Origin of the sequence: Mycoplana azooxidifex, from assembly GCF_014196765.1 — a bacterium.
Taxonomy (GTDB): Bacteria; Pseudomonadota; Alphaproteobacteria; order Rhizobiales; family Rhizobiaceae; genus Mycoplana; species Mycoplana azooxidifex.
Window position 1 is genome coordinate 39997 of the sequence record NZ_JACIEE010000008.1, and the last position, 14018, is coordinate 54014.

Annotated in this window: 9 protein-coding genes; 8 read left to right on the forward strand and 1 reads right to left on the reverse strand. The window is 67.2% G+C overall.

What is annotated here, in order from left to right; all coding sequences use genetic code 11:
* The first annotated feature begins 39 nt into the window (after positions 1–39).
* The 8 genes from ccmI (at position 40) to GGQ64_RS19020 (ending at position 11345) form a co-directional block, all read left to right on the forward strand.
* A complete protein-coding gene (ccmI, locus tag GGQ64_RS18985) occupies positions 40–1221 on the forward strand; it encodes a c-type cytochrome biogenesis protein CcmI (RefSeq protein WP_183806899.1) in 1182 nt (393 codons plus the stop codon).
* Entirely contained in the window at positions 1218–1670 is a 453-nt protein-coding gene (gene ccmE / locus GGQ64_RS18990; protein WP_183806900.1) for a cytochrome c maturation protein CcmE, read from the forward strand. Before ccmI ends, ccmE begins: the two co-directional genes overlap by 4 nt.
* The gene (locus GGQ64_RS18995) at positions 1667–3658 is read left to right on the forward strand and encodes a heme lyase CcmF/NrfE family subunit (protein WP_183806901.1); all 1992 of its coding nucleotides are present in this window, start codon (positions 1667–1669) and stop codon (positions 3656–3658) included. The genes ccmE and GGQ64_RS18995 overlap by 4 nt, the downstream gene beginning before the upstream one ends.
* A 164-nt stretch (positions 3659–3822) precedes the next feature.
* Positions 3823–4296 carry a cytochrome c-type biogenesis protein gene (locus tag GGQ64_RS19000; protein ID WP_246422797.1) on the forward strand — a complete coding sequence of 158 codons (474 nt, stop codon included), beginning with the start codon at positions 3823–3825 and terminating at the stop codon, positions 4294–4296.
* A gap of 117 nt (positions 4297–4413) precedes the next feature.
* On the forward strand, positions 4414–5991 hold the full coding sequence (locus tag GGQ64_RS19005) for a Do family serine endopeptidase (protein ID WP_183806903.1): 1578 nt from the start codon (positions 4414–4416) through the stop codon (positions 5989–5991).
* Positions 5992–6111: 120 nt separating this feature from the next.
* Positions 6112–6795, forward strand: a complete 684-nt coding sequence (locus GGQ64_RS19010) for a response regulator transcription factor (RefSeq protein WP_183806904.1) — start codon at positions 6112–6114, stop codon at positions 6793–6795.
* 16 nt (positions 6796–6811) lie between these two features.
* A complete protein-coding gene (locus GGQ64_RS19015; protein ID WP_183807148.1) occupies positions 6812–8233 on the forward strand; it encodes a sensor histidine kinase in 1422 nt (473 codons plus the stop codon).
* 154 nt (positions 8234–8387) lie between these two features.
* Positions 8388–11345: a bifunctional [glutamine synthetase] adenylyltransferase/[glutamine synthetase]-adenylyl-L-tyrosine phosphorylase gene (locus tag GGQ64_RS19020; RefSeq protein ID WP_425488525.1), complete on the forward strand. Its 2958-nt coding sequence runs from the start codon at positions 8388–8390 to the stop codon at positions 11343–11345.
* A gap of 195 nt (positions 11346–11540) precedes the next feature.
* Here the strand turns inward: GGQ64_RS19020 and GGQ64_RS19025 are convergent, their stop codons facing one another.
* Entirely contained in the window at positions 11541–13889 is a 2349-nt protein-coding gene (locus tag GGQ64_RS19025) for a PAS domain-containing sensor histidine kinase (RefSeq protein ID WP_183806906.1), read from the reverse strand.
* Between the last annotated feature and the right edge of the window lie 129 nt (positions 13890–14018).

Below are 14018 nucleotides of genomic sequence, written 5' to 3' on the forward strand. Positions count from 1 at the left end.
GCAATTGGAAAAGGCATGGCGTTCCAGTAATTGAACGTCATGCTTTTCTGGATCCTTGTCGCCGTCCTGACCGCTGCGGTCGCCATCGTTCTACTCCTGCCGCTGTTGCGGGCGGGCCGCAACGCCGATAGCGCCGAGGCGCACGATGCCGAGGTCTATCGCGACCAGCTGGACGAGTTGCGGCGCGACGAGGCGGCGGGACTGATCGGCGGGGCCGAGGCGGAGCTTGCGCGTGCGGAGATCGCACGGCGCCTGATCGCAGCCAGCGCTCGCGGACAGGCCGCGCATGCGGAAACCGCACTTCCGGCATCGGAAACGCGCCGCAACCGGCTGGCACAGGTCATCGTCGTCGTGCTCCTGCCCGCGATCGGCCTCTGTCTCTACTTGCTGCAAGGGCGGCCGGAGCTTCCCGCCCAACCCCTGGCGGCGCGCCTGGCCGCACCCGGCAACGACCTCAACATCCTGCTCGCCAGGGCCGAACAACATCTGGCCGAAAACCCCGACGACGGGGCTGGCTGGGAGCTGCTTGCGCCGATCTATGCCCGCAACGGCCGGCTTGACGATGCGGCGAACGCCTACCGCCAGGCGATCCGGATCCTTGGTGGTTCGACCGGGCGGCTCGACGGCTATGCCGAGACACTGATCGCCCTCGCAGACGGCATCGTTACCAAGGATGCCCGCGAGGTGCTGGAACAATCGCAGGCGCTCGACGCGAGCAATCCGCGCACGCGCTTCTACCTGGCGCTGGCGCTGGAGCAGGAAGGCAAGCGGGACGAGGCGAGGGGCGCCTTCGAGGCGCTGGCGAAGGATTCGCCGGCCGACGCGCCGTGGCTGCCGCTGGTCGACCGCCACATCGCCTCGCTCGGGGGCGACGCAGGCGGGCAGACGGCAGGGCAGGCTCCCGTTCAACCAGGGAACGGCGCGCCGGGCGGCCCGACCGAGGAAGACGTGGCCGCGGCCGGGCAGATGGATGCGCAGGGCCGCCAGCAGATGATCGAAGGCATGGTCGACAGCCTGGCTGCGCGGCTGAAGGAGAATCCGGACAATTTCGAGGGCTGGATGCGCATCATCCGCTCCTATGTGGTACTGGATCAAAGACGGGCCGCCGAAGAGGCGCTAGCCGTGGCGCTGAAGAGCTTTCCACCCGAGAGCGACAACGGCAGGCAGTTGCTGGCGCTGGCGGGCGAGCTTCGGATAACGGCCGAGGGTAGCGGACAATGACACGCAAGCAGAAACGATTGGCAGTCATCGGCGGGGGCGTGGGCTTCCTGGTTGCGGCGGTGCTGCTCGTCATGTTCGCCTTCAGCCAGTCGATCGCCTATTTCTACGTCCCCGGCGATCTTCAGAAGACCGAGGTTCCGCCGGGCACCCGTATCCGGCTTGGCGGCCTCGTCGAGGCAGGCTCGGTCGAGCGCGGTTCGGGCTCGACGGTGAGCTTCGTCGTCACCGACACGATCGGCACGGTTCCGGTGACCTATACCGGCATCCTGCCGGACCTGTTCCGCGAGGGGCAGGGCGTCGTTGCCGAGGGCGCCTTCACCGCCGGCAGCCAGGTCTTCGTGGCCGACACCGTGCTGGCCAAGCACGACGAGACCTACATGCCGAAGGACGTGGCCGACCGGTTGGAGGCGCAGGGCGTGACGCTGGGCGGCAAGGAGACGATCCGTTGATCATCGAAATCGGACACTACGCCCTGGTCCTGCTGCTGGCGACGACGATCGTCCAGTCGCTGTTGCCGCTGGTTGGCACGGCCAGGAACGATCCCGCCCTGATGGCGGTGGCGCCATCGGCAGCGGTGGCGGGCTTCCTGCTGACCGCCTTTTCCTTCGCCATCCTCACCTTCGCCTATGTGACCTCGGACTTCTCGGTCGCCAATGTCTGGCAGAACTCCCATTCGATGAAGCCGATGATCTACAAGATCTCCGGCGTCTGGGGGAACCATGAAGGTTCGATGATGCTGTGGCTTCTCATCCTGACCTTCTTCAGCGCACTGGTGGCGACCTTCGGCGGCAACCTGCCGGAACGGCTGCGGGCCAACGTGCTCGCCGTGCAGGGCTGGATCACGGCGGCCTTCGCGCTCTTCATCCTGCTGACCTCCAACCCCTTCCTGCGGCTCGACCCGGCGCCGGGCGAGGGGCAGGACCTCAACCCGATCCTGCAGGACGTGGGTCTCGCGATCCATCCGCCGCTGCTTTATCTCGGCTATGTCGGCTTCTCCGTCTGCTTCTCCTTCGCCATCGCGGCCCTGATCGACGGGCGGATCGACGCCGCCTGGGCGCGCTGGGTGCGGCCCTGGGCGCTGATGGCCTGGAGCTTCCTGACCGCCGGCATCGCCATGGGGTCCTATTGGGCCTACTACGAACTCGGCTGGGGCGGCTGGTGGTTCTGGGATCCGGTCGAGAACGCCTCGTTCATGCCCTGGCTCGCCGGCACGGCGCTTCTGCATTCGGCGCTGGTGATGGAGAAGCGCGAGGCACTGAAGATCTGGACGGTGCTGCTGTCGATCCTGACGTTTTCGCTGTCGCTGCTGGGCACCTTCCTCGTCCGCTCGGGCGTGCTCACCTCCGTGCATGCCTTTGCGACCGACCCGACCCGCGGCGTTTTCATCCTGACGATCCTCGTCGTCTTCATCGGCGGGGCGCTGTCGCTCTTCGCGCTGCGCGCGCCGACGCTGAAGGCCGGCGGGCTGTTCGCGCCAATCTCGCGCGAGGGGGCGCTCGTCTTCAACAACCTGATCCTGACGACGGCGGCCGCGACCGTGCTCACCGGCACGCTCTATCCGCTGGTGCTGGAGGCGCTGACGGGCGAGAAGATCTCGGTCGGCGCGCCCTTCTTCAACCTGACCTTCGGCCTGCTGATGCTGCCCTTGCTGCTGGCGGTGCCGTTCGGCCCCTTGCTCGCCTGGAAGCGCGGCGACCTTTTGGCGGCGGGCCAGCGGCTGTTTGCGGCCGCAGGCGTCGGGCTCTTTCTCGCGGCGATCGTCCAATGGACGCACGGCGGCGGGCCGGTGCTCGCCTATTTCGGGCTGGCGATCGGCTTCTACATGCTGGCCGGCGCGGTGACCGACATGGCGCTGCGCGCCGGCGTCGGCAAGGTGACGGCGGGCGTCGCGCGCCGGCGCCTGTTCGGGCTTCCGGGCTCCGCCTTCGGCACGGCGCTCGCGCATTTCGGAGTCGGCGTCATCGTGATCGGCATCGTCGCCGTCACCGCGTTCGAGACCGAGCACGTGGTTGAGATGAAGCCGGGCGCGAGCGTTACGGCCGGGGGGTATACACTGACCTTCGACGGCATGCGTCAGGGCCGCGGGCCGAACTACACCGAGGAGAGCGGCCACTTCACCATCGCCCGCGCCGGTGTGGCGAAGGGCGAGGTCTGGTCTTCCAAGCGGCTCTACACGGCGCGGCGGATGCCGACGACCGAGGCCGGCATCCGCACCTTCGGTTTCAGCCAGCTCTACGTCTCCCTCGGCGACGCCATGAGCGACGGCGGCATCGTCGTGCGCGTCTGGTGGAAGCCGATGATCCTGTGCATCTGGTTCGGCGCCCTGATCATGATGGTGGGTGGCTTCGTATCGCTGTGCGACCGCCGGCTGCGCATCGGCGCCCCGCAGGGCGCGCGCAAGGCAAGGCCGGCCCCGGCGCTGGGGGCGGCGGAATGATGCGGTGGTCGCCCCTCCTGTTCCGGTACTTGCCCCTCACCCTAGCCCTCTCCCCGCAAGCGGGGAGAGGGGACGTGCCCCATGCGACGCGATCGTCCTTCTCCCCGCTTGCGGGGAGAAGGTGCCGGCAGGCGGATGAGGGGCATCGCGGCGTATTCGCCAGGCTGGCACTGGTCCTCTTCCTGCTGCTTTCCCCGCTGCCGGCCTTCGCCGTCAATCCGGACGAGGTGCTGCCGGACCCGGCGCTGGAGGCGCGCGCGCGGGCGCTTTCGGCGCAGCTGCGCTGCATGGTCTGCCAGAACCAGTCGATCGACGATTCCAATGCGGAACTGGCCCGCGACCTGCGCGTGCTGGTGCGCGAGCGCATCGTCAGCGGCGACAGCGACGAGGCGGTGATCGACTATGTCGTCTCGCGCTACGGCGAATTCGTGCTGCTCAAGCCGCGGTTGCGGGGCGAGACGCTGCTGCTCTGGGGCGCACCGATCGTTCTCTTCCTCGGTGGAGCGGTCGCGATGACGCTGTTTGTGCGCCGGCGCGCGGGCAAAGCCGTGGGCGAGCCGCTGACGGTGGAGGAGAAGGCGGCGCTGGATCGAATCGTCGGCGAGGGCCACGCAAAGAGTGTCGGCAGCGAAAAATAAGCCGGCCTCGCGCAAACATTACCAAAATTTCATGCCGCGGATAGTGCGCGGTAATGTGTTGGGCCCTATCTGTTGGTCATCGATCTCCAGTCGAGACACAAGAGAAAAGGTTCCGCGATGTCCAAGCAAATTTCCCTCCGCCCTTCGCTCAAGACGGTTCTGAAGACCTCCACCGTCGCGGGTCTGGCAGCGCTCATGCTTTCGACCGGCATTCCCGCGCAGGTCGTGCAGTCCTTCGCCGAGCCGGTGAAGGTCACCGCGCCGCAGGTTGCGAGCTTCGGCGACGTCGTCGACGCCGTATCCCCGGCTGTCGTCTCCGTCCGCGTCCAGTCCGACGTCAAGCCGGTCTCCGACGAGGGTGACGGCAACAGCTTCAACTTCAATTTCGGCGGCCGCGGCTTCGACGATCTGCCGGACGATCATCCGCTCAAGCGCTTCTTCCGTGAATTCGGCGGCGGCCAGGACGGCCCGCGCGCCGACCGCGGCCCGCACCGCTTCGGTGACCGCGACGGCAAGCGCAAGGGTCACATGCGCCCGACCTCGCAGGGCTCCGGCTTCATCATCTCCGAGGACGGCTACATCGTCACCAACAACCACGTCGTCGATGACGGCGCTGCCTTCACCATCGTGCTCAACGACGGTTCCGAGGTCGACGCCAAGCTGGTCGGCAAGGACAGCCGCACCGATCTGGCCGTGCTGAAGATCGACAACAAGGAGAACCGCAAGTTCACCTATGTCAGCTTTGCCGACGACAGCAAGGTCCGCGTCGGTGACTGGGTCGTCGCCGTCGGCAACCCGTTCGGCCTCGGCGGCACGGTCACGGCCGGCATCATTTCCGCCCGCGGCCGCGACATCGGCTCTGGTCCTTATGACGACTACCTGCAGATCGACGCTGCCGTGAACCGCGGCAACTCGGGCGGTCCGGCCTTCAACCTCGACGGCCAGGTCGTTGGCATCAACACGGCGATCTTCTCGCCTTCCGGCGGCAATGTCGGCATCGCGTTCGCGATCCCCGCTTCCGTCGCCAAGGACGTCGTCGCCGACCTGATGAAGGACGGCAAGGTCGAGCGCGGCTGGCTCGGCGTGCAGATCCAGCCGGTGACCAAGGACATCGCCGAATCGCTGGGGCTGGCCGAGGCGCAGGGCGCGCTGGTGGTCGAGCCGCAGGCCGGCTCGCCGGGCGAGAAGGCCGGCATCAAGAAGGGTGACGTGATCACCGCACTTGACGGCGACCCGATTAAGGACCCCCGCGACCTCGCAAAGCGCGTCGCCCTGATCGCGCCGGGCACCGAGACTGAGTTCTCGGTGTGGCGCAACGGCAAGTCCGAGACCGTCAAGGTTGAGATCGCCAAGCTCGAGGCCGACCAGCAGGCTTCGGCCTCGCCGGACCAGGCAACGCCGGACGAGCCGCAGTCGAGCGAGGAGGAGCTCGCCGACCTCGGCATCGCCGTCAGCCCGTCCGATGACGGCAACGGCGTCACCGTCGCCGCCGTCGATCCGGACTCCGATGCGAGCGACCGCGGCCTGAAGGAAGGCGACCGCATCACCTCGGTGAACAACAAGGAAATCAAGTCGGCTGAGGACATCACCAAGGTTATCGACCAGGCCCGCAAGGACGGCCGCTCCAAGGCGCTGTTCCAGGTCGAGACCGATGGTGGCAGCCGCTTCGTTGCCCTGCCGATCGACCAGGGCTGACCCGCACAGCTCGATCCGGTGCGCCGCGGAATCGCAAGGTTTCGCGGCGCTTGCGTATCGGGACATGTCACCTTCGGGGCGGTCTGTTCAAGCGCGCGCCAACACGTGTAAGGTTCATCCATGAAGATACTGATTGTAGAAGACGATCTGGATGCCGCCGCCTACCTGACCAAGGCGTTTCGCGAGGCCGGCATCGTCTCGGACCATGCCAGCGACGGCGACAGCGGCCTCTTTCTGGCGACGGAAAACACCTACGACGTGCTGATCGTCGATCGCATGCTGCCGCGCCGCGACGGCCTGTCGCTGATTTCCGAACTGCGGGCGAAGGCCATCCACACGCCAGCCCTGATCCTGTCGGCGCTCGGCCAGGTCGACGACCGGGTGACGGGCCTGCGCGCCGGCGGAGACGACTACCTGCCCAAGCCCTATGCCTTCAGCGAGCTTCTGGCCCGTGTCGAGGTGCTCGGCCGCCGCAAGGGCTCGCCCGACCAGGACATGACCTATCGCGTCGGCGACCTCGAACTCGACCGGCTGGCGCATGTCGTGCGCCGCGGCGGCAAGGAGATCCTGCTCCAGCCGCGCGAGTTCCGCCTGCTGGAATACCTGATGAAGAACGCAGGCCAGGTGGTGACGCGCACCATGCTGCTGGAGAACGTCTGGGACTATCACTTCGATCCGCAGACCAACGTGATTGACGTGCACGTGTCGCGGCTGCGCTCGAAGATCGAGAAGGACTTCGACCAGCCGCTGCTGCGTACGGTGCGCGGCGCCGGCTACATGATCAAGGACGAGGTTTCCGCCTGACATGGCTGCGCCCAGGATGGCCTCAGGGGTGAAAGCGCTGTTTCGCACGACGGCGGTCCGCCTCTCGGCGCTGTACCTGCTGCTGTTTGCCGCTTGCGCCGCCTTTCTCGTCTTCTACGTGACATCCATGTCGCAGGGGCTGCTGCGCGACCAGATCCGGGAGACGGTGGCGCAGGAGGCTTCCGAGATTGAGCAGGTCTTTACCCGCGGCGGCATGAACGGGCTCTTGCGGGCGCTGGAGCGCCGCGCCCGCCAGCCGGGCGCCAACCTCTACATCATCGCCAGCCCCGCCGGCGAGATCCTGGCCGGCAACGTGCTGTCGCTGCAGCCGGGCGTGCTCGACCAGGAGGGCTGGACCACGGCGCCGTTCCGCTACGAGCGCTACGGCGACGAGGGCAAGTCGGAACGTCACGCGGCACTGGCCGAGGTCTTCCTGCTTCCCAACAGCCTCAAGATCCTGGTCGGCCGCGATCTCGGCGATCCTGAGAATTTCCGCGGGCTCGTGCGCCAGTCGCTGGTCGTGGCGCTCGGCATCATGGGCATCGGGGCGCTGGCGATCTGGTACCTGATCGGGCGCAATGCGCTGCGCCGCATGGACCGCATGTCGGGGGCGAGCCAGCGCATCATGGATGGCGACCTGACGCAGCGCCTGCCGGTCGGCGGTTCCGGCGACGAGTTCGACCGGCTGTCGGAATCGCTGAACGCCATGCTCGGCCGCATCGAGAAGCTCAACGAGGGGCTGAGGCAGGTCTCCGACAACATCGCCCACGACCTGAAGACGCCGCTGACGCGGCTGCGCAACAAGGCGGAAGCTGCCCTTGCCGGCAAGACGGAGCCGGCGGAGTTCCGCGAATCCCTGTCGGAGATCATCGCCGAATCCGACCAGCTGATCCGCACCTTCAATGCGCTCCTGATGATCTCCCGCGTCGAGGCGGGCTCTGCGGTCGCCGAGATGGGTCCGGTCGACCTGACGCAGATCGTCGCCGACTGCGTCGAGCTCTACGAGCCGGCGGCCGAGGATGCCGGGCTTTCGGTGAAGTCCGAGATCGCGCCCGACATCCAGATCATTGGCAACCGGGAGCTGATCGGACAGGCGCTCGGCAACCTGCTCGACAATGCGATCAAATATGCGGAAGGGGCGTCCGAGGGGCGCATCGTCGTGCGCCTGGCGCGCGAGGGCGAGACGGCGCTGCTGTCGGTGGCCGACAACGGCCCCGGCATTCCCGCCGAGCATCGCGCAGACGCGCTCAAGCGCTTCGTCCGCCTCGACAAGAGCCGCAGCAAGCCGGGCACGGGCCTCGGCCTGTCGCTGGTCGAGGCGGTAATGGAGGTGCATCACGGCACGCTCAAGCTGAGCGCCACCGCCGACGAGAAGGGGATGGAGCACGGGCTGACGGCGACGATGTGCTTTCCCGCAAGCGCGGTCGGCAAGGCCTGACGCGACCCGTTCTGCCATCGCGGCGGCCACGTTCCTCACCGCATTTTGCACTGGCATTGCGCTGGCATCGGTTTTCCCGAAGCGATCGGCCTGCTAGAGCAGGATCCGCGTCGACCACGGCTTGTGGCCGGAACGGATGCGCGTCGGGGAGGCGATGACGATGAGAGAGACGGTGCGACTGAGCGAGATGGAGACCTGCCCGATCCGGCCGCTGAGCCAGACGGAGGTCAAGTCCGTCCTCTCCGACCTGAAGGATATCGCCCGCGGGCAGCCGGATGTCGCAGCCCTTCTCGGCACAGAGGGCGCGCTGAAGGACTTCGTCGTCGCAGCACTTTCGCTGTCCCCCTATCTTCGCGATATCGCCCGCGTATCGCCGGACCTGCTGGCAAACGCGATCGGCGGGCCGCTCCTGCCGCAGCTTGAGCGGGTCATCGCCGAAGTGCGGCGCGCCTGGGATCCCGCAATCCACGAGGACGCCTCCGAGGCGGCGGTGATGGCGCGGCTGCGCCAGGCCAAGCGCAAGCTGTCGTTCCTGACCGCGCTGGCCGACCTCGCCCGGCTGATCGACGGGCGCCAGACCACCGCCTTCCTCAGCGAATTCGCCGAAGCCGCCGTCTGCGCGGCGATCGACCATCTGCTCCTTGCCGGGCAGTCGGCCGGCAAGCTGAAGCTCAAGGACGCCACCCGGCCGGGGGAGGGCTCGGGCGTGATCGTGCTCGGCATGGGCAAGCTCGGAGCGGGCGAACTCAACTATTCGTCGGACATCGACCTCGTCGTCTTCTTCGACCCGCAGGCCGGGATCGCTCTGGACGCGAGCGAGGCGACGGAGACCTTCGCCCGGCTGGTGCGCCGACTGATCCGGATCATGCAGGAGCGGACCGCCGACGGCTACGTGTTCCGCACCGACCTGAGGCTCAGGCCCGATCCGGGCGCGACACCGCTGGCGATCTCCGTCGACAGCGCGCTGCTCTACTATGAGAGCCGCGGCCAGAACTGGGAGCGCGCCGCCTTCATCAAGGCCAAGGCCGTGGCAGGCGATATTCCCGCCGGTGACGGCTTCCTGCGTGAACTCGTCCCCTTCGTCTTCCGCAAGTACCTCGACTATGCGGCGATCGCCGATATCCACTCGATCAAGCGCCAGATCCACGTGCACAAGGGGCATGGCGAGATCGCCGTGAAGGGGCACAACATCAAGCTCGGCCGCGGCGGCATCCGCGAGATCGAATTCTTCGTCCAGACCCAGCAGCTGATCGCCGGTGGCCGGATGCCGGCGCTGCGGCTGCGCGCCACCGAGCCGATGCTGCAGGAACTCGTCCGCGCCGGCTGGATCGACGAGACGACCTGCAACGAACTGACAGCGGCCTACTGGTTCCTGCGCGACATCGAGCACCGGATCCAGATGGTGCGCGACGAGCAGACGCACCTGCTGCCGGAGACCGAGTCCGAACTGAGGCGGATCGCCTTCATGATGGGCTTTGCCGATACGGCCGAGTTTTCCGCAGCACTGGTCGAGGTACTCAAAACGGTGGAGCGACGCTACGGCGCGCTGTTCGAGCAGGAGGCCAAGCTTTCGACGGAGGGCGGGAACCTCGTCTTCACCGGCCAGCGCGACGATCCGGACACGCTGGAGACGCTGCGCAAGCTCGGCTACCAGCGGCCGGAGGCGATCTCGCAGACGATCCGCACCTGGCACTACGGCCGCTACCGCGCCACGCAATCGGTGGAGGCGCGCGAGCGGCTGACGGAACTGACGCCGGAACTCCTGAAGGTGTTCGGCGAGAGCAAGCGCGCCGACGAGGCGCTGCTGCGCTTCGACCAGTTCATCTCCGGCCTGCCGGCGGGCATCCAGCTGTTCTCGCTGCTCGGCAACAATCCGCGGCTGCTCTCGCTGATCGTCAACATCATGTCGTCCGCGCCGCGGCTGGCCGAGATCATCGCCGGCCGGCCGCACGTCTTCGACGGCATGCTGGACCCGCGGCTTCTGGCCGAACTACCGACCCGCAGCCACCTCGCCGAGCGCATCGAGGGCTTTCTCGCCGGCGCAAGCCACTACGAGGACGTGCTGGACCGATTGCGCATCATCGCCGCCGAGCAGCGCTTCCTGATCGGCATCCGGCTTCTGACCGGATCGATCGGCGGCGCCCAGGCCGGGCGCGCCCTGACCCATGTCGCCGACCTGATCATCGAAGCGGCACTGGGCGCAGTGAAGCGCGAGATCGAGGCGGCGCACGGGACGTTTCCGGGCGGGCGCGTGGCGATCCTCGGCATGGGCAAGCTCGGCAGCTTCGAGCTGACCGCCGGCTCGGACGTCGACCTGATCCTGCTCTACGACTATGACGGCGCGGCCTCGGTGGAATCGAATGGTTCCCGGCCGCTCGACGCGACGCGATACTTTGCCCGCATGACGCAGCGGCTGATCGCCGCCCTGTCCGCGCCGACCGCGGAAGGGGTGCTCTACGAGGTGGACATGCGGCTTCGCCCCTCCGGCAACAAGGGGCCGGTCGCCACGCGCATCACCTCGTTTGCGAAGTACCAGCAGGAGGAGGCCTGGACGTGGGAGCACATGGCGCTCACCCGCGCCCGCGTCGTCTGCGGCGACGAGAACCTTGCGGCAGAAACCCGCGCCACCATCGCCACCGTGCTCGACCGGACCTGCGACGTCGCCGTGATCGCGAAGGATGTCGCCGAGATGCGGTCCCTGATCGACAAGGAGAAGCCGCCGCGCGACATCTGGGACCTGAAGCTCATTCCCGGCGGTCTGATCGACATCGAGTTCATCGCGCAGTTCCTGGCGCTGGTGGCGCCGGCGCGAGGCGTGGCCCTGCCGGAGCAGGCGCTGCCGACCGCGGACGCGCTTTCGGTCGTCGCACGCGGGCAGATGGACGAAAACGACCTCGACACGGTCCAGCAGGCGTTGCGGATCTATTCCGAGATCTCCCAGATCGTGCGGCTGTGCATCGACGGGCCGTTCGACCCGAAGGAGGCGCCGGCCGGGCTGGTCGATCTCGTCTGCCGCGCGGGCGACTGCCCGGACCTGAAGACGCTGGAGGCGGAGCTGAAGCGGCTTTCTAAGGCCGTGCGGCGCATCTTCCAGGCCACCGTCGCGATCTGATTTTGGGCGCCGTCGCATCTGGCTGAAGACCCCTCCCCACCCTCCCCACAAGGGGGAGGGCTTAACCCGGCCGCGCTGTCGAGGTTCCATTCGGGCAGACGGGCACCGCAAGTCTTCTCCCCCCTTGTGGGGGAGATGGCCGGCAGGCCAGAGGGGGTTTGCGACAGGTGATTGGGCCGGGGCGCTTCCGGCGCGTCAGCCCGCCTGCCGGCAGGGTGCGACGAGGTCGTCGGCAGCCGGGATGCGGACCGAGATGACGGTGCCCTTGCCCTCCTGCGAGCAGATCCGCATGCTGCCGCCGTGCAGCCGGGTCAGGGACCGGGAGATGGCAAGGCCGAGGCCCGAGCCGCCCTTGCTCTTGGCATACTGGCTCTGCACCTGCTCGAACGGCTGGCCGATCTTGGCAAGGGCCGCCTTGGGGATGCCGATGCCGCTGTCGGCAATCGTCAGCGTCACGGCACCGCCCCGCTTCTTCGCCCGCACATGCACCTGGCCGCCGCTGTTGGTGAACTTCATGGCGTTCGACAAAAGGTTCAGCAGGATCTGCTTCATCGCGCGGCGGTCGGCGATGAGCGAAAGTCCTGACGACACCTGCTGGTCGACGCGGATGTTCTTCTGCTTTGCCGAAATCGTCGTCAGCCGCAGCGTCTCCTCGATCAGGGGCGCGAGATCGATGGCATCGCAGCTGATGCGCATGTGGCCGGCCTCGATCTTGGACATGTCGAGGATGTCGGTGATGACGTTCAGGAGGTGCTGGCCGCTCTCGTGGATGTCGTGGGCGTACTCGTCGTACTTGTCCGAGCCGAGCGGGCCGAACATCTGGTTCTGCAGGATTTCCGAGAAGCCGAGGATGGCGTTCAGCGGCGTGCGCAGCTCGTGCGACATGTTGGCGAGGAATTCCGACTTGGCGCGGTTGGCCGCCTCGGCGCGCTCCTTTTCCGCCTGGTAGTTGGCGTTGGCGATGGAAAGCTCGGCCTTCTGCTTTTCCAGCGTCGCGCGCGAAGCCGACAGGTCGCCGATCGTCGCCACGAGCCGCCGCTCGGATTCGCGCAAGCGGGCCTGGTGGCGCTTGATCATGGTGATGTCGGTGCCGACGGAGACGAGGCCGCCGTCGCGCGTGCGCCGTTCGTTGACCTGCAGCCAGCGCTCGTCGGCGAGCTGCACTTCGGTGGTCTGCGAACCGGCGTTGCCGCCGCTGTCGGCGATGCGTCGGGCGATCACCGGCCGTGCGGCCGCGGCCAGTACCACCAGCCGCTCGGTGCCCGGCACGAGCACCTCGTCCGGCAGCCCGTAGGCCTGCTGGTAATGGGCATTGCACATGACGAGGCGATCGTCCTTGTCCCACAGGACGAAGATCTCCGAGGTGCATTCGATCGCGACCGCCAGCCTCTGGTCGGCCTCGTGGTAGCGCTGCGCCAGCTTGTGCTGCTCGGTCACGTCCATGGCGATGCCGATCATGTGGGTGCGGCCCGATCCCATGCGGATCAGCTGGGCGCGGGCGCGCAGCCAGACATAGTGCCCGTCGGCATGGCGCATGCGGAACACCTGGTCGACCTGGCGGGCCTCGCCCTTGGCGATGGCGCGGGCGACCTGGTAGATGCCGTCGTCGTCGGGATGCATCAGTCGCGCGGCATCGCCGAAGGAAAGATAGTCCTCGCGCGGGGTCATGCCGAGCATCTCGTACATCGAGCGCGACCAGAACAGGCGACGACCGGAAAGATCGAAGTCCCACAGGCCGCAGCGTCCGCGCGCCAGCGCCGTCTCCACCCGCAGGTTGGATTCGGCGAAGATCGCATCGGCATCGCGCGAGCGCTTCGCCTGGAGGAAATAGGCGTAGAGGATGATGCCGAGAATGGCGGAAATGCCGGCAAACAGCGTGACGTTCAGCGACAGTTCGCTGCGCCACGATTCGTCGATCGTGCCGACCGGGCTCGCCACCAGCGCGTAGCTGCCGTCCGTGGGTCCGTTGACGATCGAGACGTAGTGTTCGACGTCGCCGAACCGGGCGCGAATGATCCCGGCAGGATCGCCGAAATAGTGCGACGCGGCCACGTCCGGCGCGATCCGCGCCACCGACATGCCGACGAAGGACGCCCCGGAGAGCGAAGCGGCGAAGACCTGTCCGCCCTTCTGCACAAACAGCACGAGCGCGCCTTCGGGAAGCCGGTCCTGCGGGAGGAATTTCGACAGCGCCTGCTCCATCCCGGCGCGCTGGCCCTCGGCCATCAGGCGGCCATCGTCGGCGGAGACGAGCATCGACACGGCAGCCGCCATCAGCGTGGTGCCGTCGCGCAGGCTCGCGTCCATGCGCTGGTGCTCGAGCATGAGCCCCGTCAGGCGCGAGATGCCGACGACCAGGAGGAAGGCGATGATCAGGATCGGGATCGAACGCTTCAGCACGGGCTCTGCGCGCGACAGGCGGAACGAAGCCGGCCCGGCAAAGATCCTGGCATGCCCTGCCAGGTCCTGGTTCCAGGGTGCCGAGCCCGGAAATTTGAGACGAATCCGCCCCTCGGCTGCGCGTCCCCGCTGCGCGTCCGCCATGTCCAATATCCTGTTTCTTCTGGTGATTCGAAAACGCCGCGTCCGAATCTAAGCTAATGAATCATTCGCGATTCGCCTTGTCCAGAGGAAAAGGTAACGACTTCTTAACCAGTTCTCATCGTTGGAAAA

Coding starts and splice junctions, on each gene's coding strand:
- GGQ64_RS19025 (WP_183806906.1), bottom strand. CDS start 13,889: ATGGCGGACGCGCAGCGGGGACGCGCAGCCGAGGGGCGGATTCGTCTC.
- GGQ64_RS19020 (WP_425488525.1), top strand. CDS start 8,388: ATGACGATGAGAGAGACGGTGCGACTGAGCGAGATGGAGACCTGCCCG.
- GGQ64_RS19005 (WP_183806903.1), top strand. CDS start 4,414: ATGTCCAAGCAAATTTCCCTCCGCCCTTCGCTCAAGACGGTTCTGAAG.
- ccmE (WP_183806900.1), top strand. CDS start 1,218: ATGACACGCAAGCAGAAACGATTGGCAGTCATCGGCGGGGGCGTGGGC.
- GGQ64_RS19015 (WP_183807148.1), top strand. CDS start 6,812: ATGGCCTCAGGGGTGAAAGCGCTGTTTCGCACGACGGCGGTCCGCCTC.
- ccmI (WP_183806899.1), top strand. CDS start 40: ATGCTTTTCTGGATCCTTGTCGCCGTCCTGACCGCTGCGGTCGCCATC.
- GGQ64_RS19010 (WP_183806904.1), top strand. CDS start 6,112: ATGAAGATACTGATTGTAGAAGACGATCTGGATGCCGCCGCCTACCTG.